Annotated in this window: 25 protein-coding genes; 14 read left to right on the forward strand and 11 right to left on the reverse strand. The window is 40.4% G+C overall.

What is annotated here, in order from left to right; all coding sequences use genetic code 11:
* Nucleotides 1-77: 77 nt before the first annotated feature.
* Together PSPO_RS03265 and PSPO_RS03270 are read left to right on the forward strand one after the other, a co-directional pair.
* Entirely contained in the window at nucleotides 78-278 is a 201-nt protein-coding gene (locus tag PSPO_RS03265) for a hypothetical protein (protein ID WP_010560864.1), read from the forward strand.
* 17 nt (nucleotides 279-295) lie between these two features.
* Nucleotides 296-868: a hypothetical protein gene (locus tag PSPO_RS03270; RefSeq protein ID WP_010560863.1), complete on the forward strand. Its 573-nt coding sequence runs from the start codon at nucleotides 296-298 to the stop codon at nucleotides 866-868.
* A 45-nt stretch (nucleotides 869-913) separates the two neighbouring features.
* On the opposite strand, the gene PSPO_RS03275 is transcribed toward PSPO_RS03270, so the two are convergent.
* Together PSPO_RS03275 and coaD are read right to left on the reverse strand one after the other, a co-directional pair.
* Nucleotides 914-2326 carry a capsule assembly Wzi family protein gene (locus PSPO_RS03275; protein WP_010560862.1) on the reverse strand — a complete coding sequence of 471 codons (1413 nt, stop codon included), beginning with the start codon at nucleotides 2324-2326 and terminating at the stop codon, nucleotides 914-916.
* Complete coding sequence (gene coaD / locus PSPO_RS03280; RefSeq protein WP_010560861.1) at nucleotides 2323-2805, reverse strand: pantetheine-phosphate adenylyltransferase; 483 nt, start codon at nucleotides 2803-2805, stop codon at nucleotides 2323-2325. The genes PSPO_RS03275 and coaD overlap by 4 nt, the downstream gene beginning before the upstream one ends.
* Before the next feature lie 145 nt (nucleotides 2806-2950).
* Between coaD and PSPO_RS03285 the strand changes: the two genes are divergently transcribed.
* Nucleotides 2951-3607 carry a TetR/AcrR family transcriptional regulator gene (locus PSPO_RS03285; protein WP_010560860.1) on the forward strand — a complete coding sequence of 219 codons (657 nt, stop codon included), beginning with the start codon at nucleotides 2951-2953 and terminating at the stop codon, nucleotides 3605-3607.
* Here the strand turns inward: PSPO_RS03285 and PSPO_RS03290 are convergent.
* The gene (locus tag PSPO_RS03290) at nucleotides 3604-4149 is read right to left on the reverse strand and encodes a DUF1415 domain-containing protein (RefSeq protein WP_010560859.1); all 546 of its coding nucleotides are present in this window, start codon (nucleotides 4147-4149) and stop codon (nucleotides 3604-3606) included. The two genes, PSPO_RS03285 and PSPO_RS03290, sit on opposite strands and share 4 nt — an antisense overlap.
* Nucleotides 4121-5398 carry a lipid IV(A) 3-deoxy-D-manno-octulosonic acid transferase gene (gene waaA / locus PSPO_RS03295; RefSeq protein WP_010560858.1) on the reverse strand — a complete coding sequence of 426 codons (1278 nt, stop codon included), beginning with the start codon at nucleotides 5396-5398 and terminating at the stop codon, nucleotides 4121-4123. Before waaA ends, PSPO_RS03290 begins: the two co-directional genes overlap by 29 nt.
* 111 nt (nucleotides 5399-5509) lie before the next feature.
* Here waaA and PSPO_RS03300 point away from each other — a divergent pair, with 111 nt between their 5' ends.
* The gene (locus tag PSPO_RS03300; RefSeq protein ID WP_010560857.1) at nucleotides 5510-6922 is read left to right on the forward strand and encodes a capsule assembly Wzi family protein; all 1413 of its coding nucleotides are present in this window, start codon (nucleotides 5510-5512) and stop codon (nucleotides 6920-6922) included.
* Between the two features lie 26 nt (nucleotides 6923-6948).
* On the opposite strand, the gene PSPO_RS03305 is transcribed toward PSPO_RS03300, so the two are convergent.
* Complete coding sequence (locus PSPO_RS03305; RefSeq protein ID WP_010560856.1) at nucleotides 6949-8067, reverse strand: glycosyltransferase family 9 protein; 1119 nt, start codon at nucleotides 8065-8067, stop codon at nucleotides 6949-6951.
* A 183-nt stretch (nucleotides 8068-8250) separates the two neighbouring features.
* Between PSPO_RS03305 and PSPO_RS03310 the strand changes: the two genes are divergently transcribed.
* The gene (locus PSPO_RS03310) at nucleotides 8251-8832 is read left to right on the forward strand and encodes a D-sedoheptulose-7-phosphate isomerase (RefSeq protein ID WP_010560855.1); all 582 of its coding nucleotides are present in this window, start codon (nucleotides 8251-8253) and stop codon (nucleotides 8830-8832) included.
* 9 nt (nucleotides 8833-8841) lie between these two features.
* Entirely contained in the window at nucleotides 8842-10287 is a 1446-nt protein-coding gene (gene hldE / locus PSPO_RS03315; RefSeq protein ID WP_010560854.1) for a bifunctional D-glycero-beta-D-manno-heptose-7-phosphate kinase/D-glycero-beta-D-manno-heptose 1-phosphate adenylyltransferase HldE, read from the forward strand.
* Nucleotides 10288-10309: 22 nt separating this feature from the next.
* Here the strand turns inward: hldE and PSPO_RS03320 are convergent, their stop codons facing one another.
* Nucleotides 10310-11032: a 3-deoxy-D-manno-octulosonic acid kinase gene (locus PSPO_RS03320; protein WP_010560853.1), complete on the reverse strand. Its 723-nt coding sequence runs from the start codon at nucleotides 11030-11032 to the stop codon at nucleotides 10310-10312.
* 101 nt (nucleotides 11033-11133) lie between these two features.
* On the opposite strand from PSPO_RS03320, the gene PSPO_RS03325 reads away from it, so the two are divergent.
* From PSPO_RS03325 to glpG, 6 genes are all read left to right on the forward strand, one after another.
* Nucleotides 11134-12186 carry a glycosyltransferase family 9 protein gene (locus PSPO_RS03325; RefSeq protein WP_010560852.1) on the forward strand — a complete coding sequence of 351 codons (1053 nt, stop codon included), beginning with the start codon at nucleotides 11134-11136 and terminating at the stop codon, nucleotides 12184-12186.
* Nucleotides 12186-12743, forward strand: a complete 558-nt coding sequence (gene gmhB / locus PSPO_RS03330) for a D-glycero-beta-D-manno-heptose 1,7-bisphosphate 7-phosphatase (protein WP_010560851.1) — start codon at nucleotides 12186-12188, stop codon at nucleotides 12741-12743. Before PSPO_RS03325 ends, gmhB begins: the two co-directional genes overlap by 1 nt.
* 234 nt (nucleotides 12744-12977) lie before the next feature.
* A complete protein-coding gene (locus tag PSPO_RS03335) occupies nucleotides 12978-14174 on the forward strand; it encodes a glycine C-acetyltransferase (RefSeq protein ID WP_010560850.1) in 1197 nt (398 codons plus the stop codon).
* A 47-nt stretch (nucleotides 14175-14221) separates the two neighbouring features.
* The gene (gene tdh, locus PSPO_RS03340; RefSeq protein WP_010560849.1) at nucleotides 14222-15247 is read left to right on the forward strand and encodes an L-threonine 3-dehydrogenase; all 1026 of its coding nucleotides are present in this window, start codon (nucleotides 14222-14224) and stop codon (nucleotides 15245-15247) included.
* Between the two features lie 58 nt (nucleotides 15248-15305).
* Complete coding sequence (gene glpE / locus PSPO_RS03345; protein WP_010560848.1) at nucleotides 15306-15629, forward strand: thiosulfate sulfurtransferase GlpE; 324 nt, start codon at nucleotides 15306-15308, stop codon at nucleotides 15627-15629.
* 5 nt (nucleotides 15630-15634) lie between these two features.
* A complete protein-coding gene (gene glpG, locus PSPO_RS03350) occupies nucleotides 15635-16462 on the forward strand; it encodes a rhomboid family intramembrane serine protease GlpG (RefSeq protein WP_010560847.1) in 828 nt (275 codons plus the stop codon).
* A gap of 22 nt (nucleotides 16463-16484) precedes the next feature.
* Here the strand turns inward: glpG and PSPO_RS03355 are convergent, their stop codons facing one another.
* Nucleotides 16485-16880, reverse strand: a complete 396-nt coding sequence (locus PSPO_RS03355; RefSeq protein ID WP_010560846.1) for a flagellar basal body-associated protein FliL — start codon at nucleotides 16878-16880, stop codon at nucleotides 16485-16487.
* Between the two features lie 168 nt (nucleotides 16881-17048).
* On the opposite strand from PSPO_RS03355, the gene PSPO_RS03360 reads away from it, so the two are divergent.
* Together PSPO_RS03360 and ubiA are read left to right on the forward strand one after the other, a co-directional pair.
* Nucleotides 17049-17582 (forward strand): chorismate--pyruvate lyase family protein, encoded by a 534-nt coding sequence (locus PSPO_RS03360; protein WP_021032986.1) that lies wholly within the window; start codon nucleotides 17049-17051, stop codon nucleotides 17580-17582.
* Between the two features lie 2 nt (nucleotides 17583-17584).
* Nucleotides 17585-18451, forward strand: a complete 867-nt coding sequence (gene ubiA, locus PSPO_RS03365; RefSeq protein WP_010560844.1) for a 4-hydroxybenzoate octaprenyltransferase — start codon at nucleotides 17585-17587, stop codon at nucleotides 18449-18451.
* On the opposite strand, the gene PSPO_RS03370 is transcribed toward ubiA, so the two are convergent.
* The 4 genes from PSPO_RS03370 to PSPO_RS03385 form a co-directional block, all read right to left on the reverse strand.
* On the reverse strand, nucleotides 18441-19073 hold the full coding sequence (locus PSPO_RS03370; protein ID WP_010560843.1) for a 2OG-Fe(II) oxygenase: 633 nt from the start codon (nucleotides 19071-19073) through the stop codon (nucleotides 18441-18443). The genes ubiA and PSPO_RS03370 overlap by 11 nt on opposite strands.
* A 51-nt stretch (nucleotides 19074-19124) precedes the next feature.
* On the reverse strand, nucleotides 19125-20036 hold the full coding sequence (locus PSPO_RS03375) for a LysR family transcriptional regulator (protein WP_010560842.1): 912 nt from the start codon (nucleotides 20034-20036) through the stop codon (nucleotides 19125-19127).
* Nucleotides 20037-20334: 298 nt separating this feature from the next.
* On the reverse strand, nucleotides 20335-21852 hold the full coding sequence (locus PSPO_RS03380; RefSeq protein WP_010560841.1) for a DUF3369 domain-containing protein: 1518 nt from the start codon (nucleotides 21850-21852) through the stop codon (nucleotides 20335-20337).
* A 109-nt stretch (nucleotides 21853-21961) separates the two neighbouring features.
* A complete protein-coding gene (locus PSPO_RS03385; protein ID WP_010560840.1) occupies nucleotides 21962-22393 on the reverse strand; it encodes a DUF2721 domain-containing protein in 432 nt (143 codons plus the stop codon).
* Nucleotides 22394-22598: the final 205 nt, after the last annotated feature.

The following is a 22598-nucleotide window of genomic DNA, read 5'->3' on the forward strand; positions in this document are numbered from 1 at the left end:
AGCATGTTAGGACTACAAAAAGAATAAAAAGGACGCTTAGGTCATCTTTGAAAATTAGTTTTATAAGGAATAGAAAAATGCAAATTAACGGTACAAACAGCTTAAATGCTATGCAATATGCACAAATGCAAAACACTCAAACAAATACTGTTAAATCAGAGTCTTCACAAAACACCCTGCAAAATGATAAGGTAACTTTCTCGGCGGAGGCACTTGGTATGACTCCTGAATTAAATCGCGGTGGTGGTGCCGTTATCACTAAACGCGAGGAAGACTAATCCGTTAAAGGACATGAATGTTTTTTGAGGCGCTTTCTGCCCACTTTTGGGGCTCATTTATGACATGGGGCTTTTTAATTGCCTTTTTGTTTAATGTATTTGGCAAGGTTGTCGGGTTTAAAGATAGTTACTCAATAATTATTTCAGCTTTAGTTGTGTTCATGTCCTATTTTATCAGCGACCATATATTCGAGTTTGATACAACTACGCGTGTTTATTTACAATGGATGGCTCAAGATATCTTCACTATTGCAACCATTTTTTTAGTACATAAACTTTTTAAAATTAAGCTCCATCGCGCATCATATTACGTTTATCTTGGCCTTTCCTTGAATGGTTTAATGTTCTATTTAATGTGGGTTGATATTCAAGTCTTGGCTAATCAAGAGCCTTGGTGGTTTTGGACCTTATACTCGTTTGGCGTCAATATTGTTGATTATGTGATGGTTATTACTTTAATTGTGGGTCGAGATTGGCTTGGTTTAGTGCGTTTAGCTCGCTTTATTCGCGATAAAGTCATTGCTAAAAAAGAAGGTTTTATTGAAACCCAAAAAGAAAAGCGTTTGTCACAAGTTATACTTCAAGCTTAAACGCTTTTCGTTAGTTCCATTTCCATTTTGTTCTAAATACATAGATTAAAAACGATATTCCCAACTGCCACTTAGTGCGAATTCTGTATCCGAATTATTAGCAAATTTATCGCGCCAGGTTGTCGCTTTTAGCTTTAGCAAACCGTCAAATAACCCTTGCTGATAACCCACCTCTAGTTGCAAGCGCTTTGTATCAAGTTTTTCAAAATCCATATGACGCAGTTTTACAAATCCAGCATAGCCATTTGTAGTTTGGTAGTTGCTTGATAAACTCACGCCTTTAACATTCTGACCGATACTTGCTGCGATATTTTCACCTAAGTGCGCGTACCCTTGCTCATAATACGGGTGCTGATATTGGCAATGGCTCAAGGTCGCAATATAACGACAGTTTGAAATCGTATCTGAGTATTCAATATAGTTTTTAACTAAGAAATCTTGGCCACCAAAAAAGTGTTCAGCGCCTAATGTGTACATGGTATCTTCAGGTAAAAAGCTTAGCTCATTGGTACCAGCATATTCACCGTAAAGTGCAATAGACTGATTAAACAGTCGAGTACTGTATTTAATATCAATGCTGGTTAATTGGTTATATTCATTAACCCCATTGTTATCGAGCTTATTCTTGGTCAGTATGACATCTGATAGCGCACCAAAGCCATGATCTGTATCTGGACTATCAAATTGCGCAGTTTGGTTTACGCCTACCTCTAAACCTGTAATCGGGGTTGATGAAAAGCGCATAGCCCAAAATAGGGTGTCTTTGTCATCGTTTTTGAGGTACTTATCTTGACCAACAAAGGCTGAAAAATTCCACGGACCAATAAATGAGAGAAAACTCGGTCCATAGTAATCGGTATTTAAACGGCTAAGGCGTAGTCCCGGCATTGGGTCGGCGTTGTTTGAGAGTAACAACGCGTTATCGTTACTTGGTCCAAACCATTTATTAATTTGCTCAACACTGACGCTCCAATTGCCGTATAAAACCGCCAAATAAGAACCGTCATAGTTGAGTTCCTTTTGGCTGGTGGCATCTTTGCTATAGCCAATAGATACTTTTGCAGTCACTCTGTCACCCATTAGTACTGAGGTGCCTTGAATGTTACCTTTACGCTTATTGCGTTCGCCAAAACTTTGTAAGTTGCTTGGCTCACTGTTACCACTTACTTTAACTGATGAATAAGAACCTGATTTTGCAGCTTTAAGTGCATGTTGCACTTTACGAAGTGCGAAAATACCATCATCAGATAGCTTAGTGCGATTGATCATTGATAAATCTTGCGCAATTCCTTGCCACATAAGCGGATAGCTATTAACCGGACGCTTAATCGCGCCCTCACTCACTAATTGCTCAATCGCGGCGCGTAAAAACGGGTCATCGGTGCCAATCCAAGGCTCAGCAAAAACGTTTGCTGCAAAAACTAAACTACATGATGCAGTAATATGGCTTAACTTCATTTTGCCAACTTTTCCTTAAGGGCGTTTACGACAATAGGGTCTACAAATTCATGAACATCACCACCATGAATTGCCACTTCTTTTACTAGGCTTGATGAAATAAATGAGTTTTTCTCAGCAGGTGTTAAAAACACGGTTTCAAGCTCTTTATTAAGTCGGCGGTTCATATTGGCTAATTGAAATTCAAATTCAAAATCCGATACAGCACGTAAACCGCGCACTAATACCTGTGAATTTTGTTCTCTCGCTAAATCAGCAAGTAAGCCAGAAAAACCAATTACCGTTACGTTATCTAGGTGTGACAAAATAGATTTTGCGATTTCAACACGTTGTTCTAATTCAAAAAATGGCTTTTTATTTGGGTTGTGTGCAACGGCTAAAATTACTTCGTCGAACATTTTAGCGGCGCGCGCTACTAAATCTGTGTGGCCATTTGTGATTGGATCAAAGGTTCCAGGATAAATCGCTTTTACTTTCATGGTTTTGGTAACTTAGTGATGATGCTGGCATTTTATCAAGCTTTAATTGGAATACCAATCGCCACGCGAGACATTTTGCCAATTGGTATTCAACACTAGATTGTTTATACTGCGCGGTATTAACGTTAGGCATAATAGGATATTTATGAGTACCAAGGATAAGATAATTCAAACAAGCATTGCACTGTTTAACCACCATGGAGAGCGTGCGATAACAACCAACCATATCGCATCAGAAATGGGCATTAGCCCAGGTAACTTGTATTATCACTTTAAAAATAAAGAAGACATTTTACGCAATATCTTTAGCCTTTATAAAAATCACCTTAAAGATAATTTTATCCCAATGGATAAAAACCAAGATGTAATGGAACAACTCGCCGGTTACCTTGATTCACTGGTTGAATTAATGTGGCGTTTTAACTTCTTTTATAACAACTTAACCGATATTTTAAGCCGCGATAATGAGCTTAAAGCGCAATATTTAGAACAGCAAGCACAACTGTTAGAACAAGTAGCGGCGGTTATTGCGGGGCTAAAATACGCCGAAGTGATTGAGATTGATGACAGCGATATCGTTGAACTTGCACATATGGTGAAACTAACCGTGAGTTTTTGGACGCCTTATGTAAAAGCGCATAGCGAAGATGGTCGTTTGTCAAAACAGGATATTTTTGGTGGTATTGTTAAAGTTATATTACTGTTTAAGCCTTACGCCAAAGGCGCAGGCTTAGATCAGCTAAAAGAATTACAACAAGAATACATTAATAAGCAACTTGACGTTGAACAGGCGGTTGCTTAACGGTCTTTTTGGCAGTGCGTTAACAGTTGCTGCCAAAACGCGATACCTTTTTCTCGCGCGAGATTAATGTTCGTCTCTGGAATACCTTCCGGATCAGGGTGAATATCAAGTACCCTTGCCATTGAAGCTTCTCTTATTAAATGTAATGTAGGATAAGGTGCTCTGTTGGTGTAGTTTGCTGCATCTTGCTCATCACTATCGGCAAATACATAGTCTGGGTGGAAATTGGCGATTTGAATAAAGCCTTCATAACCGCTTGATACCAACATCGCATTGGCTAAATCAACCAAATCTAAAAAATCGTCAAAATTTTGAAAGCCTTCGCTAAAAATATGTAAACAGGTTTCAATATCGTCGTTTTCACGCATTTCTTGTATTAATGAGAGCATTTCAATTACCGCATCTTCATGCGACTTTGTTTTGCTATCTACATAGTTAATTGTATTGTTTACCACTTCTTTTTTGGCAAAAGGGCAAAAGTTATACCCAACAATAACGCGGCTAACCCAGTTTTTAGTTTGTACAATCGGTGATAATGTCATGAGAAATCTCGTTTTCGATAAGCGTTATTGTGCGTTTAACCGCGCCACTGTTAGCATTCAATATAGCTAACGCATTGTCACCTAGTTCTTTTTGCTTGCTAGGGTTGTTTGCAATTGAAAGCAGGCTTTTACAAAGCGCATCGGCACTATCAACACACAAGCAGGCATTACTGTCTAGTAATTGCGGGTAGACATGTAAAAAGTTGGTGTAGCTTGGTCCGGTAATAATTGGAATACCAAATGCCGCTGCCTCAAGCGGATTATGACCGCCGCGCTCAATTAAACTACCGCCAATAAAAGCAATGTTTGCGGCCCCAAACAGTGTAAGCATTTCCCCCATGGTATCTGCGAGTAGTACTGCTTGCCCATTGTGTGGCGCTTTACTGCGTTGGCTAAAACTAATATTTTGTTGTGTTAAATAGGCTGCTACTTTGGCAAATTGCTCAGGATGGCGCGGAGCGATAATCAGTAGGGCGTTTGGCTGTTGCTCTAACAGTGATAAATGTGCAGCAATAACCTGTTCATGTTCGTTAGGATGAGTTGAACCTGCAACCCAAATAAAATCATGTGTTGTAAGCTCAGATTGAAACTTTGCTACGTTGTTTGTTATTTCATTATTTAGCGTAATATCAAACTTAATCGAGCCAGTCACATGCGCATTTTTGGGGTTTAAACCGAGAGCTAAAAAACGAGCCGAATCGTCTTTATTATGCGCTGCTAGCAAGCCAATGTTATGCATGATTTGTTTGCTTAAAGGCTTTATGCGCTCATAGCCTTTTTGCGATTTTTCAGATAAACGCGCATTAATAACACACACTGGTATGCCATGTTTACTTGCTTTAATAATCAAATTTGGCCAAAGCTCAGTTTCTAAAATAACAACGGCTTTTGGTTTTAATTGTTTTATAAAACGTGAAACAGCGCCAGGAAAATCAAGTGGCAAATACACATGTTGCACGCTGTCTTTAAATTGCTTTTTTATTTCCGCTGAGCCCGTAGGTGTATTGCAGGTTATAGTGACAAGGTGAGTCTGTTTTAATGTGTTAATTAATTTACTTGCGGCCATTAACTCACCGACAGACGCGCAGTGAATCATCAAGCTGTTTGGCTTTAAATTATCATCATAAAAACCAAGACGTTCAGCCCAACGTTTACGATATTCAGGCGCTTTTTTTCCGCGTAACCATAAGTGCAAAAACACCAGCGGCGATAAAAGATATAAAACAAAACTGTAAATGATGCGTGCCATATCGACCTCACGAGATAGAGCGGCGAGTTATAACATATTTATACAATTTTTGCTGCGCTATGTGATGGCGTTTTGTTATCATGAATGGATAATTCTATAACGACTTCGCCTATGAAACTCAGTAATTTACTTATTATTGCAGGGGCATTTGTTGCAACAGAAAGTGCTGCAAAACCTACTGTATATTTGCCTTTGGGCATAGACGCCCACTTAGAAACCCAACTTGATCGCATGTTTGCACTTACCAGTGGTACGCCTATGCATAAGCCGTATGCGTTAAGTGAAGTCGACCTTGCACTTAGGAAACTAAAACAAAAAGATAGTAGATTGTATCGTTACTTAGTGGGTGAGCTGAAACGTTATCGTGGTGAAGACAAAATTAGCCGTTATGGTCTACGAACTACAGCAAGCAGCGGTGATACGATGCCGATTGCTAACCAGCGCGGTTTAACAACCGATGAATATGCGCAAGGTTTTTTCGAAGGTATTTGGCGCCCTAATGACTTTATGTTGGCACAAATAGGCGTAGATTACCGCGTTAAAGGTCAAGACTTAGTCGCTTATAATTCGACATTGAGCATGGCTGCAGCAAACCTACAGCTTGATATTGGTTACAGAGATCATTGGTATTCACCATTTAAAAATTCGGCGCAAATTATGTCGAATAACGCACAAATGCCAATGAGTATTTCACTAGGCACGGTTGAGCCGCTTAATAACTGGTGGAACCTCGATTTTGAATTGTTTTATACCGAACTTGATGAAGTGAAAAATGGTATTCAGTATCAAGGTGAATGGCACGACGGTAGCCCTGAACTTGTTGGTATGCATGGTTCAATTGAACCGCTACACGGCTGGAAAATAGGCTTTAACCGTGTGATGCAGTTTGGTGGTGGTCCGCGTGAGACGGATATCAGTGATATCTTTAAAGCATTTTTTGACCCATCAGGTAACGATAATGCTGATAATGACTTGAGCACAGACGATGAATTTGGTGACCAAATGATCTCGTTTACCTCTAGCGTTTATTTTGATTGGGTAACACCAATTGAAATTTACGCAGAATATGGTGCTGAAGATACCTTGCATGGCAGCAATTTTAAATTTGGCAATCAAACCATTTCATTTGGTACGTACTTACCAAAATTAACTAACAACTCTTCATTAAGATATGAATATAACAAGTGGAATACACTTTGGTACGTTCACCACTTATATAAAAATGGTAATACTAATGAAGGTTTCGCATTTGGTCATTTTGCTGCTGATAATCGTAATTTCGGCGATGGTGTACCAGCTGATGTACACACCATTAATTATGACTATTTTGAATCGGTATTGAGCTCTTGGCAGTTTAAGCTAAGCACGCAAAATAACGACAGCGACGAGTATCAGCGCGCTTATTCGTTATCTGTGCTTAACAGTCGTAAAGTCGGTGATTACCGTGTTGAAACTAGTTTAATGGGTGGGAAAAACGTTTACGATGAAAGTTATGGTTATTTATCTGTAACCATGTTTTGGTAACCATTGATTATGGCCTAGAGCTCGCACTAGGCCAACTTCAGAATATTCTCAGCAGCAACGACGACTTCCGAAGCAGCAATATTATCAACTCGCTTTTTCCCTTCAAGAACTGAATTAGCCTTAAGTGGGCGCCAGCTTGATGCCGACTCTCTGATCAATGCGATTTGTGGCAGTGATAAGCTGCTTGCGATATGCATAATCGCAGTTTCAACAGAAATCACTAAGTCGCAGGCTTGCATAACACTCGGCAGCTCAAAGAAATCCTTAGTTGCTGAAAATGCTTCTACAGCAATGTTTGTTTGCTGTGCACACCAGTTAGAAACTTCATCAAATTTATGTGGCGGTGCGTTTAACACAAACAGTGTATTAGGTGACTTTTCAGTTAGTTTTGCTGTTAATTCAGCTAATTGCGATAGTTGCCAGTCACGTTTTTCATTAGTCGAAATATGATTAATGAAAATAGTCGGCCCATTACTTAAGTTCTTAGAGTTACGCCATGCGTTAATTTGTTGTTTGCCTTGTTCACCCAATGAGTTTGTGACCAAAATTTCGCGAGAGCGCTGTTGTTCGTCAAGCGACACAGCAAACAGGCGAGAAAAAATATGGTTATAAAAATCACTAATGTGCTGGCTGGTAGCTAATTCAGACAGTGCAATTGTAGTACTTAATGATTTGTACTGGTTGCGATAAAACAAACGCGACAAAAGGCTTTTAGGCTCAGTGCCAACTATGGTGGCATTTGCGTTGATAGCCTGTGCCACTTTTAAATAGGCCGGTGCGCGTGTAGTGGCAACAAATACAATAAAATGATACTGCTGATTTTTTGCATCAGCGATTAATTGTTCTCTGTGCTCGTTACTACTGGCAATGGGGTATATGGTATTTAGGTGGTTTTCTTTTGCTAGCCACTGCTGCAAAGTAGAATTCCTGCCTGAATGCCAAGATTTTTTCTTATTGCGACAATCATCAATCCACACGTCAATTTGCACATCAGGGTACTGCTTTGATAGGGCTTTTAGAAACGCGCCCTGATAGACATAATCACCTAATGCAAGGTGAGTCATGTACAGTACTTTACTGCCTTTTTTGAGAGTCAGTTCAGGAACTTGTATTTGAGTTGTGGTTGAATGCTTGCTTTGATGCACTTAAATCTCCCTGCGCATGAACGGGAATTGTAACAAACAACCCTGCTGCAAGGGTAGTAAATTTAAAGATTCTTAAAAGTTTAACAAAGCCATTTGTTAAGATTGGTTAACAAGCCTCGCCATTTTAAGACGATTCGTTATAAAATGAAGTTAACTATTTATAGATGCAATAAACAAAGACCTATGGAAGCGATTACAAACTCATACTTAGCAAGCTTAGAACGTCACCGCAAAGTGTTTGCTATTATGGAGCAATACCAACAACAATCACTATTACTGCTACAAGCTTGCCAAGAAACCTTAGATAAAGGCGGCAAAGTAATTTGGTTTGGTAATGGCGGCAGTGCAGCCGACTCGCAACATTTAGCCGCTGAGTTTGTAGTGCGTTATAAGAATGAACGTGGTCCTTTAGCATCCATTGCACTTACAACGGATACGTCAATTTTAACCGCGCATGCTAATGACTATCACTTTGATACGGTATTTGAACGCCAAGTTCAGGCACTTTGTAAACCAGAAGATTTAGTGATTGGTTTAACAACTTCAGGCACCAGTGCCAATATTAATCTCGCACTAGAAGCAGCAAACAAAATTGGTGCCTACACGGTAGCATTAACCGGTCGTGATGGCGGTAAGGTAAAAGACATCGCACGTTTACCAATTATTATTGCAAACGATGAAACTGCGCGTATTCAAGAAGCGCATATGTTTATTGGCCATTGGTTGTGTGAAGCAGTTGATATGCTAGTTGCCGAAAAGAGCTAAGTGTAGATTATGGATTTATCGTATTTTAATCAGTTATCAAACAGCAAAATTTTAGTTGTTGGCGATGTAATGTTAGATCGTTACTGGCATGGAGATACTGGGCGTATTTCACCTGAGGCGCCGGTGCCAGTGGTAAAAGTCAGTGGTCTTGAAGATAAAGCCGGTGGTGCGGCAAACGTTGCAAAAAATATCGCACACCTTGATGGCAAGGTAAGTTTGCTTGGCATTATCGGCGATGATGATAACGGACAAAGTCTTGAGGCGTTACTAAAGTCAGAGAACATTGATTCTCAGCTTATTCGCCAGTCAGAAGCGCCAACAATCGCAAAAATGCGTGTGATTAGTCGTCACCAACAAGTCGTGCGCTTAGATCTAGAAGAGCGTTTTAGTGAAGCCCATTCACAGCTTTTGCTTGAGCAGCTTAAAACCCTGATTAACGATTTTGACCTAGTGGTATTTTCTGACTACAACAAAGGCTCACTGCATTTAATTGCGGATATGATTGCCGTTGCAAAAGACGCAGGCAAAACGGTTTTAGTTGACCCGAAGTCAAAACAGCTGGCAGATTACCGTGGCGCGGATTTTATTACGCCAAATCTTACAGAGTTTAAAGCAGCTGGTGGTGTTGTAGGTGATGAGGCAACCATCACGCAAAGTGCGCGCGATATTATTGCTGAGTGTGGTTTAGGTAGCATGCTGCTAACGCGTTCAGAGCAAGGTATGTCGTTAATTACGCCGAATGATAAACACGATTTTGCAGCGCAAGTATTAGAAGTGTCAGATGTAACGGGTGCCGGTGATACGGTAATCGCAACATTGGCGGTAATGTTAAATACAGGCATGCCAGCAGCGCAAGCTGTTGAAATCGCAAATATTGCAGCTGGTTTAGTAGTTGCAAAATTGGGTGCTGCCACCGTATCACCAGAAGAGTTAAGCGCTAAACTAACGCAATATTTACGTGACACCGGCGAGCAGTACCAAGCGCCAGCACAAGAAGTACTGCATCATATTGAGCTTGCTCGTCAGCGCGGCGAAAAAATTGTCTTTACCAATGGCTGCTTTGATATTTTACACGCAGGGCATGTGCGCTACTTGGCGCAAGCTAAAGCGCGTGGCGATAAGTTAGTAGTGGGTTTAAACAATGACGAGTCGATTAGCCGTTTAAAAGGGCCAACGCGACCTATTAATCCACTTGATGAGCGTGCCACCGTAATCAGTGCGTTAGCATCAGTCGATTGGGTGATCCCGTTTGGTTCTGAAGCTGAAAATGATACTCCAGCTAAGCTGATTGAACTTGTAAAGCCAGATGTTCTGGTGAAAGGCGGCGATTATAAAGTGTCGGAAATTGCAGGCGCTGATTTTGTACTTGCAAGCGGTGGTCAAGTTGAGGTGCTGGAGTTTGTGAATGGTTGCTCAACATCGAACGTTATTCATAAAATTCAAAGCGATAGCTAGTAACCACCTCTTTATTGGCGCACTAAGCTGTTTTTAGTGCGCTGTTATACACTTCAATAAATACCTGCCAATCCTTTTCTAACCAATAAAATTGTGCGTTGCGATTAGCTTCTTTATCAAATGAGCGCTTTAGGCGTGTAATATTACTTTGCGCTTCTTGTGGGTTGAATGCGGCGCGAGTGCCACGGTCAAAATCAATTAAGAAAACGCGTCCATCACTAATTAAAATATTATTGATATTAAGGTCGGCATGATTAACGCCGTGATTATGAAAATCGGCAATTGTTTTTGCACAGTCAGCAAGCTCTTTTTGACTTATTGATCGGGTTTTTAGGATATCGAGCAGGCTTTGCGAGTGTGGTAGTGCCTCAGTAATGATATCTCCACGATAGATTACCCCCGATTTTACTACCTTAGCAGCAATCGGTTTAGGTACGGGTAGGCCAATAGCTTCAAGCTCTACTAATAACTTGAACTCTTGGTATGTTCTTGTGTTTTCAAAGCCTAAATACAGGTATTGGTCAGACAATAGTTTACCAATTAAGCCGCCACGCCAGTAATGGCGAAGTACACCCGTTGTGTTACCACAATCAAAAAAGTAAGTTGTTGCACGGCCACGTTTTTTGGCGCTAATCAAATCATTACGGCTCAAATATTCAACATCAAATAAATTAGGATCGAACGCGCCCTCCAAATTGCTTGGAGTAATGATCGTGGCTGAACCGTGTTTTTGAAATGACAGCATGGCGATTTAAACTAAATAGTAATTGCGTGCAAAAAGGGATTATACCAAGTTTTAATTTACGTTAAACTGCACGCATCTATTTATATGTTTTTAGGTAAATTTTGAGCTTACAAGGGCCGTTCAACGATATTTGTATTTTACGTCTTTCAGCAATCGGTGATGTATGTCATGCCGTTTCCACGGTGCAGGCAATTCAGCGTCATTATCCAAACGCTAAAATTACATGGGTTGTTGGAAAAATAGAGGCGATGTTATTAGCTGATTTACCGGGAGTTGAGCTGGTTGTTTTTGATAAAAAACAAGGCAAAGCGGCTTATCACTCACTTAAAGAACATTTTAAAGGGCGTAAGTTTGATGTGTTATTACACATGCAAGTTGCGCTGCGTGCCAATTTAGCGGCGCGTGTTATTACTGCAAAAGTAAAAGTTGGATTTGACTGGAACCGCGCTAAAGAAGGGCACTTTTTATTTACCAACCACCGTATTGCAGCTGAAAAAGAAGCTCATGTACTCGAGGGTTTTCGTGGTTTCGCAAAAGCCATAGGTGTGCCGCATTATGAACCATCGTGGCAGATGCCTGTAAGTGAAGACGACCGCAGCTACGCAAAAGAAACATTATCGCCACTTGGGGATAAAGTATTGGTGCTTTCGCCTGCTGCAAGTAAAGCTGAGCGCAATTGGTTACCGGAGCGCTATGCCGAAATAGCGGATTATGCGGTGCAGCAAGGATTTAGTATTGTTATAACGGGTGGCCCTACAGAGCTCGAGGTCACACTTGCAAAGCAAATTGAAAATGCGATGAAATCAACAGCACTAAACCTTGTTGGCAAAACAAACTTAAAACAATTGTTATGTGTGTTAGAAAACGCTTCTCTTGTTATTGCGCCAGATACTGGCCCTGCACATATGGCGGTGACTATGGGCACACCGGTGATTGGGCTATATGCACATTCGAATCCGGCACGCACCGGCCCTTATTTATACCAAGATTATGTGGTTGAGGTTTATCATCAAAATCTAAAAAAGCAAACCGGCAAAACAGCAACCCAATTGCCATGGGGTACACGTGTAAAAGGCAAAGATCTAATGCACCAAATTAGCGTAGACAGCGTTAAAGAGATGTTTGACCGTGTTGTAAACGAAAAGGCATTGTAATGAGTGATAAGGCTGTTTTTCTTGATAGAGATGGTGTTGTTAACGTTGACCACGCCTATGTTTATAAAATTGATGATTTTGAATTTATTGCTGGTGTATTTGAGGCATGTCAGTTATTTCAGGCCGCAGGCTACAAAATTGTGATTGTAACAAATCAGTCAGGTATTGGGCGCGGTTACTATACCGAACAAGATTTTCATACGCTTACCGATTGGATGGTGGCGCAGTTTAAACAACATAATGTGGAAATCAGTAAAGTCTACTTTTGCCCGCATCACCCAACTAAAGGTGTTGCACAATATAAACAGCAATGTGATTGCAGAAAACCTAAGCCAGGCATGCTATTGCAAGGTGTGAAAGAGCTCGGGCTGGACCCATCAAAATGCATTATGTTTGGCGATAAAGGCTCAGACATGTTAGCAGCAAAGGCGGCAGGGTTTAGTAAGAAGATTCTTGTTCAGTCTGGACAATCGATCGACGCGCAAACTATCACGCTAGCTGATGACGTATGGCAATCGCTGAATTGTGCTAGTGAAAAGTTTAGTGAAAACACCTAGGATTAATTAGTGAACTATTTAAAATGCAGTTTATTAAACTGCATTTTTGTTTAGTTGTAGTTTTATCTACTTTTCTAATCGCATTTACTAGTATTAAGTGCATTTATCAACCTAACCTTTTACAATTACCCCTTTAAATATAAGCTACAATTTTAAGGCTTAGCATTCGTCGTTTTTAACGTATGTGTGGAAAACGCGCGAGCAACCCGTTCTATTAGGCATTGGAGACTTTGGATGAGAGCATCTGCATTTTTTGATCAGCTTAAACAACAGATTGAACAAGTAAAAGAAGATGGATTATACAAAAGTGAACGTGTAATCACGTCACAACAACAAGCTGAAATTGAAGTTGCATCTGGCGACTCAGTAATCAACTTTTGTGCAAATAACTACTTAGGTTTAGCAAATCACCCAGAGTTAATTAATGCAGCAAAAGCTGGATTAGATGACCACGGTTTTGGTGTGGCATCGGTACGTTTTATTTGTGGTACGCAAGACATTCATAAAACCTTAGAAGCAAAAATCAGTAACTTCTTACAAACTGAAGATACCATTCTTTATTCATCTTGCTTCGATGCTAACGCAGGCCTTTTTGAAACAATTTTAGGCCCAGAAGATGCGATTATTTCAGACTCGTTAAACCATGCATCAATTATTGATGGTGTGCGCTTATGTAAAGCAAAACGCTTCCGTTATGCCAATAACGACATGGCTGATTTAGAGCAGCAATTAATCGCAGCTGATGAAGCGGGTGTTAAAACCAAACTAATTGCTACAGATGGTGTGTTCTCAATGGACGGCGTTATTTGTAACTTAGAAGCGTTATGTGATTTGGCTGACAAATACGATGCACTGGTTATGGTTGACGATTCGCACGCGGTGGGTTTTGTTGGCGAAAACGGTCGTGGTACACCTGAATACTGTAATGTAATGGACCGCGTTGACATTATCACGGGTACACTAGGTAAAGCGCTAGGTGGTGCATCGGGCGGTTATACGTCAGGTAAAGCTGAAATTGTAGAATGGTTACGTCAGCGTTCTCGTCCTTACTTATTCTCAAATTCTCTCGCGCCTTCAATCGTTACAGCATCAATCAAAGTGCTTGATATGCTTGCCGATGGTAAAGAGCTGCGCGATACACTTTGGCAAAATGCGGCGTACTTCCGTGAGCAAATGGAAGCGGTTGGCTTTACTTGCGCAGGTAAAGACCACGCAATTATTCCAGTAATGTTAGGCGATGCTAAATTAGCAGCTGAAATGGCTGATAAGTTACTGGCTGAAGGCATTTACGTAACAGGTTTCTCATTCCCTGTAGTACCAAAAGGGCAAGCGCGTATTCGTACACAAATTTCTGCTGCGCATACCCGTGAGCAGCTAGATAAAGCAATTGCTGCATTTACCCGTATTGGTAAAGAATTAGGTATCATTTAATTTGATATTGGCCTGTTATATAACAGGCCTTTTTTGTGAGTAAAAAGATGAAAGCATTATCAAAACTTAAAGCTGAACCAGGGATCTGGATGACAGAAACGGCTAAACCGGAAGTTGGCCACAATGACTTATTAATAAAAATCCGTAAAACAGCGATTTGCGGTACGGATGTACATATCTACAAATGGGACGAATGGTCACAAAATACCATTCCTGTACCTATGGTTGTGGGTCACGAATACGTTGGCGAAGTAGTGGATATGGGCCAAGAAGTACGTGGTTTTAAAGTGGGTGATCGCGTATCAGGTGAAGGCCATATTACCTGTGGCCACTGTCGTAACTGCCGTGCAGGCCGAGTTCACTTATGTCGTAACACTACAGGTGTAGGTGTAAACCGCGAAGGTGCATTTGCCGAATACTTAGTTATTCCAGCCTACAATGCGTTTAAAATTCCTGACAACATCCCTGATAAATTAGCATCAATTTTTGACCCATTTGGCAATGCTGTTCACACGGCATTGTCGTTTGATTTAGTCGGTGAAGATGTATTGATCACAGGTGCTGGCCCGATTGGTATTATGGCTGCAGCGGTAGCTAAACACGTTGGTGCCCGCCATGTGGTAATTACGGATGTAAACGAATACCGTTTAGATCTTGCGCGCAAAATGGGTGCAACACGCGCGGTAAACGTAGCTAATGAAAAGTTAGAAGACGTAATGAATGAACTTGGTATGACAGAAGGCTTTGATATTGGCCTTGAAATGTCAGGTGTACCGAGTGCGTTTAACAGCATGTTAAATAACATGAACCATGGCGGTAAAATTGCCATGCTAGGTATTCCACCATCAGATATGGCGGTTGACTGGAATCAGGTTATTTTTAAAGGGTTAATTATTAAAGGTATTTATGGCCGTGAAATGTTTGAAACTTGGTACAAAATGGCAAGTTTGATTCAATCTGGCTTAGATTTATCACCAATTATTACTCACGAATTCCACATTGATGACTTCCAGCAAGGCTTTGATACCATGATTTCAGGCCAGTCAGGCAAAGTTATTTTAAATTGGGATTAAGCTATCGCTTGATGATATTATAAAGGGAGCATTTGCTCCCTTTTTTATTGAGGTATATATGTCATACAAACATATTTCAGTGTCGCAAACAGCAGCACTTCTTACAAATGACAATGTTATTATTGCCGATATTCGTGATCCAAATAGTTTCAGCTCAGCACGTATTCCTGGATCTGAGCGCTTATCGAATGAGAATTTGGCACAATTTTTAAATGAAAAAGATTATGAGCAACCAATAGTTGTTGTGTGTTATCACGGTATTAGTTCACAAAGTGCTGCGAACTATCTGGTTGAGCAGGGCTTTGAAGATGTTTACAGCATGGACGGTGGCTTTGCTGCGTGGGGCAGCGAGCAAGCAGACAATGTTGAGTCAGGTGCGTAATCATTGTGAAGCAACTTACCACGCTAAGTAACGTAAGGGCTGCACAAGGTTTTTGTGATTACCTCAATAGCATTAATATTCACTGTGAATCAAAGCCAATTAACAGTGAAACCGTTGTATTGCTGGTGTCAGAAGGTGACTTTGAAGCCGCTGAAAAAGAATTGGCGCAATTTCAAGTCAACCCTCATCAAGCAAAGTATCTTGAGGCATCTTGGCAGGTTGGTTCTACTAATAGTGGACTAAGTTACGGCGGCAGTTCGCTTAATTTAATACCGCGATTTTTAAAGCTTTCATTACTTATTCAGAGCGTGTCATTGTTATCCATTTTGGTATATGGGGCGTTTGTTTTAGGCGGTTTTGAGTGGTTGTTCCCCTATCTTCAGTTTGCCCCTAATGCACCACATACTTGGCTTGCACCCACTATTATGCATTTTTCAGCAATGCATTTAATTTTTAATTTGATGTGGTGGATGTACCTTGGCGATAAAATAGCTGAACAATTAGGTAAACGCTTTTTAGTGTTGGTATTTATTGTTACTGCACTTGCCAGTAACTGGCTTCAGTTTGCGTTTGTCGATGCAAATTTTGGTGGCTTATCAGGCGTGGTGTATGGTTTACTTGGGTTTTGCTGGTTGTATGGTCATATTACTGGCAATAGCAAATTAGCTGTTAGCCCATCCATTGTTGGCTTTATGTTGGTGTGGCTGGTACTTGGTTTTGCTGACGTGTTGTTTATCAATATGGCGAATTGGGCACATTTAGGCGGATTGATCGCCGGTGCTGTGCTTGGCGTGTTAGCTGCGAGTAGTCATAAAAAAAGCAAAGTTAATTAACTTTGCTTTTTTTGTTTTCTATCTAGTAATACAGGTACTTAGTAAATAGCACATCGTGCACAACTTCTTGCCCTGTTTCTTCTTTTAGTAACTCTTTTATTCGCTCGCTGCAACGTTTGCGAATTTCCTCACGGCCAGTTAATGATTTAACGTGTTCTTCTTGCTCTTTGCTAATAATTTCAACAATTGCGTCGCGTAGTAAAGGTGAGTGGTGTTCAACCACTTCTAAATTGCCCATATCTTTAATCATCAGTTCAACGGTAACTCGCACATAGCCAAGCTTTTTATTCGATGTCGCAATGTAGTTTGTAATGATATCAGGCTCAAAGCCAAAATAACCAAAGTTAGACGCAGCATCGGCCTTAGGCGTTGATAGTGATAAAAAAAGTGTAATTAGAAATATCGATAGGCTACGCATTGCGTGACTAACACCTTGTTTTTCCCATAGTAACTTAACAATAATAATACTTGATTATGGGCTTTTTACTAGTCACTTAAACGTAATTTAATTGAAAATTTAATTTACCATTTAGCTCGCTGTTATCCAGTGCTAAAATGGTGCGATTTTTTTTCGCAGCAGGTTATTGTGGTAACTTTCCCTTTAGATATTTCGGCGCAGTGGCATCAAAATTTTACCCAGCTAAATAGTGTGCAGAGTGAGTGGTTGTTAGAAACCGGTTCGCTTACTGCTAAGTTGAAGCAAACGTTTTCGCAATTTAGTGTGCGCGTGCTAAGCGAAAAGCACATTACGCTCAGTGCACAGCAAGCCAATGTGTTAGGTGTTGAGCAGCAAACTGCGTTATGCCGCGAAGTTATTTTATATGGCGATGAAAAACCACGGGTGTATGCGCAAAGCTGGATCCCGCTGGAGCAATTAACTGACAATAGTCTGTTTTTAAATTTGGGGGAGCGCCCGCTCGGTGAGTTTATTTTTCAGCACCCTAATTTAGTGCGGGAAGATTTAATGATCACCCAGTTTTCGGGCAGTGCACAACTTCACTCGTTATTACAAGACTTGTCACTTGAAATCTCTGATGTTTCAGCTCGCCGCAGTGTGTTTCATTTAGCAGACCTAAAACTGATGGTGTGTGAAGCCTTTTTACCAGGAGCATTTGAATAACCATGATCCAGCTAACATGGCAAAATCGTGATGCCTATAAAGCGTTAATGCGCACTGATAAACCAATCGGTACCTTGCTTTTGTTATGGCCCACATACTGGGCACTATGGCTAGCGAGTTCTGGTGTGCCAGATTTAACGATTTTGCTTGTTTTTAGCGCTGGTGTATTTGTTATGCGCAGCGCTGGCTGTGTAATAAATGACTTTGCTGATCGTAAAGTGGATGGTTTAGTTAAGCGCACTCATATGCGCCCATTGGCATCTGGTAAAGCAACACCTGCAGAGGCAATACAACTTTTTGCTTTACTGATTTTAATAGCATTTATCTTGGTGCTATTTTTAAATTGGCAAACCGTATTACTGTCGCTTGGGGCATTAGCATTAGCATTTTGTTATCCCTTTATGAAACGCTATACCCATTTGCCTCAAGTCGTGCTCGGCGCTGCATTTAGTTGGTCGATTCCAATGGCGTATATGGCTGTGCTTGGTGAAGTACCCGAAGAAGCGTGGTGGCTGTATTTTGCTAACCTCGTTTGGACTGTGGCATACGATACCATGTACGGCATGGTAGACCGCGACGATGATGTGAAAGTTGGGGTTAAATCTACCGCTATTTTGTTTGGTCGTTTCGATAAAGCCGCGGTATTTATACTGCAAATCGCTTTTTTACTGACCTTAGTATTTATTGGTTTCAACCGCAATTTGCCATGGCCATTTGATGTTGGCGTGCTGCTATCAGCATTTTTGTTGGCGCATCAGCAAGTAAAAATTAAGCACCGCGACCGCGATGCTTGTTTTTGGGCGTTCTTAAACAATAACTACGTTGGGCTATTTGTCTTTATGGGCATATCTGCAAGCTTTATTGGTTAGGGTCAACAAAGTTCGCACTTGAATTATTCTTTCTAAACCAACCAGCAATAGAGTAGCGTGTGCTACCAGCTGCTAATACTTCGTGCGGAAAGCGTTCACTTTCAAAACAAATTAACGTACCAGCCTTAGGTGCTACTTTAGCGAGTGGTTCTTTGCCTTTTTCAGGGTAAATTAATAACTCGCCGCCTTGGTTTGGGGTATTTAAATAGCAAACTGTGGTAAATACACGGTTTGATTTACCTTTAAACGCATCTAAATGCTTTTTGTAAAAATCACCTTGCTGATAAATCGCAAAATGGCACTCATAATCAAATAGGCCAAGGTAGAAGCTTTGATTGATTGCTACTCTAATTTGCTCCATAAGGGCGAGGTAACTCGTTTCGGCAGCTGTGTCACCATTAAACCATTTTGTTTTATCGCTACGAATTGAGCTTGCTTGCTGTAAATCTTGGTGGCGTCCAATTTTAGCGTGTTGAAATTGTGCTTCTTGTGCTTCACATTGCTGTTGTAATTGAGTTATTAACTCTGCAGAAATCGCATTTTCGATAATACAATAGCCGTTTTCCGCTATGTTATCGAGCAGATTGTCGAGGTGTAAAAAGGTCTCGGGTGAGCAGTTCATAAATAACGCCAAATATAAAATTTGGCGTTATTTTAAAGAACATTTAGTCAGTTAGAAAGTTGCTTTTGCAAGTTCAATTTCTGGGCGAGCACCCGCTTCTAACGTAATAAAGTTTAAAAGCTCAGAAATATTAGGTGCCGTTAGATTCGCTTTTGCAATTTGCAGCTCTAAGTTGAGTTTTTCAGATTGCTCAATCATTTCGCTTAAATTTACAAGTTCTTTATTGTTCGTCACTTGCTGCATTAAATCGAGTGTAGTGAGTGCTATGTGATTACGGTCGCTTAATTTATTAACCACTTGCTCAAACGTACCTAAGCGCAATGAATCTTGTTTGTTAAGATTAGTTGCTGCCTGATTAATTAATTTACCAAGTGCTTGATTAGTACTTACTGTCGCCAACATAGGTAGTTTGGTTATTTGTGATAACTGTACCGGTGAACTTTGTAAAATAGGGTGGTCTTTATGGCAGAACATCACCACTTGTTCTGGCAGGCAAAACATTTCACCTGAGCTTGTTGTGATAGGCGCATTAATTGCTAAATCAAGTTGACCATTTCGAATATTCTGCAATAACGTATCGGTATCTTGTAGTTGCATTTCAATTGAAATGTTCGGAAATTGTTGCATAAATTTGCCACACGCCTGTGGCACTAGCCCAATAGCTTCTGGGCTATACCCAATAACAATTTTTTCGTTTTTGGCTTCGGTAAATTTACTTAATTTTTGTTTAAGTAATGCATGATTATCGAGCGCTTGTTGGCAGTACTGTAAAAATACTTCGCCCGCGGCGGTTAGCTTAACCGAGCGCGTCGAACGTGTTAATAAATTGCAAGCGAGATCTAATTCAAGCGTTTGAATGCTGCGGGTAAGGGCTGATGTGCTTAAGTTACACACCTCTGCAGCTTTGCGAAAATGTTGATGATGGGCAAGTGCAATAAATTGTTCAAATTGCTCTATACGCATGATTACTCCTGTAAACTAAAATCCGTTATTGTTGCTAATGAGAACATAATTAGGGTACAAATACCATTGCTAAAGTGTAATTAATTATTAGAGTTATCATTCTACGTAAATGAATGATAACGAAGTTAAAAGTTACACATTAGAGCAAGACTTTGGACTTAGTAAAACGCTACTTTAGTTTGTTGTGTTTTTTATTCAGTTTACCGGCGTATTTTTAATATTGGTTAATGCGTCATTAGGAATAGTCGCAACCGTAAAGTTAGAACGAAAAAGTAAATAAAACGGCTAACTGTTTTTCTTAATCGGGGAATTGATCTCTTATTGCTAAAAATTCATCGAGGTTATCAATAAAAATCTCAATTAGTTTGGGATCAAACTGCTTACCTTTTTCACCTTTTAACAGTGTAAGTATTTTATCGAGCGGCCAAGCGGGTTTGTAGCAGCGTTCGCTGCCAAGGGCATCAAACACATCTGCAAGTGCGGTAATACGCCCTGATATATCAATATCTTCACCTGCAAGTTGCTGCGGATAACCCTTGCCGTCCCAGCGTTCATGATGTTCGTACGCAATCGTCGCGCCTTGTTTTAAAATTTCATTAGTTGAGTTTTTAAGTATGTCATAGCCAATCTCAGCGTGTGATTGCATGATTTCCCATTCTTGCGCGTCATGCTTTCCGGGTTTATTGAGGATATGATCAGGGATGGAGATTTTACCAATATCGTGTAGCGGTGAAGCAAGCTTGATAATTTCCGCCTGATACGGGGTTAACCCATACTTAATTGCAAGCAAATAACTATAATGGGCCACACGTTTTACGTGGCTGCCTGTTTCTTTACTGCGTTTTTCAACGGCTTCCCCAAGAATATAAGAGAGCTCTTTTTGTGATTCTCTAATGAGTTCACGCAACCGTAAGTTGTCGTATGCTAGGGCAATGTTATGAGCAAAAAACTCTAATAGTTGATGGTCTGAAGCGTTTAAGTCTGACGATTTACTGACGTACAGCATAGTCTCTAAGCCGCCTTTTGTTGGGAAATAGCCAACATATTCCTGCGGTGTTTTAAACGATGACTTCGTATTGTGTGCTTGCTCAAATAAATTGCCAATTTCGCTTGGTACGTCTTGCTTTGTGTTATCAGCACCAGAGCAAGCTAGTAGTTTAAAATCTGTTGCATTATCGGTCTGCGAGTTGATTGCTGCGGCACAGTAAATCTCTTTATTGCTGTGGCCAATTACACCTGAAACATGCTCTAGGATCGAAGATGCAAATTCGTTAACCGTTTCACACTCTAAGAATTTAGCAGAAGCATTAATAATGTTTTCAAGTCCCAATTTATGTTGCTCAATAATGCAAATGTCGCGATAAGAGCGAAGGGCAGAGTACAACAATGTTTTGAGTTTTATTGCAGTGAGTTCGGTTTTATTTTTGTAATCGTTAATATCGTAATCACGAATCACTGACTCTTCGGGGGCTTCACCTGGTTGTCCGGTACGTAAAATCAGGCGAATATCGTGATTATCGGCGTCTTCGCGAATATAACGAATGAGATCCAAACCAGCGTGGCTAGTTTCCATCACTACATCCACTAACGCTACGGCAACCTCGGGCAGCCCTTTAAGCATTTGCATTGCCTCAGCGGCAGTGTATGCGTGGTGAAAAATTAGCCGTTTATCTTCAAACGTAAAGCCGTTTAGAACTAGCTTGGTGACCTGATGAATATCTTCTTCATCATCAACTACCAAAATATTCCAACTCTCGTCGTTTGACGCTTTTGCAATGTCATCAATTTGCTCGTCGGCAAATAGAAAGTCCGTCACAGTCGCTGCTCTAATTTATGAACCTTGTTTAAAAGTATAGAAGCAAAAAACTAGAGTAGTGAAATATTAAATGTCACAAATATTGCGTCGCGTTGTGAGGCTAGGGCTGTTATATGGCGCTGTCGTCATTATCAATAACGGGTTTACTTTCGATATTATTGAGTTCGATTTCGATAGCCTGACAAGAGATATGAATTTCGTAAAGTGACAATACCAAAGAGTACAGCAAGCACGCTAAGCTTAAACCAAATAAGCCTGTACCCAGCAAGTTTTGTGTGAGAAATACTGCGAACATGGCTGCAGTGCAAAGCAAAAAGGAAAGCACACCAAAAAACTGCATGCGGCGAATCAAATTTAGGCGGTCGCGAAGGTTGGAAATTTGTGCTTTCACCATAGCGCGAATTTCATTGCCATTTTCACGTGAATTTAGTTGCCTAATAAGCTGTGCAAGTACCAAAAAACGGTTGGTATATGCTAGTAAAAGCAATGATATTGCAGGAAAAAGCAGCGCTGGGGTGGTTAAGTTTAGTTCAATTGTCATACCGTTTTAATAATTTCTTTTTTAGTAATAAATACTTATTTTCTTTATTTTACAACTAGGTTATTCCATCCGACTATATTGTAGGCTAGACTAAAGCGCAAAAATAACACGATTAAATCTCATCGCTATAGTAAGCAGTGCCAGATTTTATTGTCTACACTTATCTTTGATTTTTATTATTCATAACAACGAATGATAACAAAGA

Source organism: Pseudoalteromonas spongiae UST010723-006, assembly GCF_000238255.3.
Lineage (GTDB): Bacteria > Pseudomonadota > Gammaproteobacteria > Enterobacterales > Alteromonadaceae > Pseudoalteromonas > Pseudoalteromonas spongiae.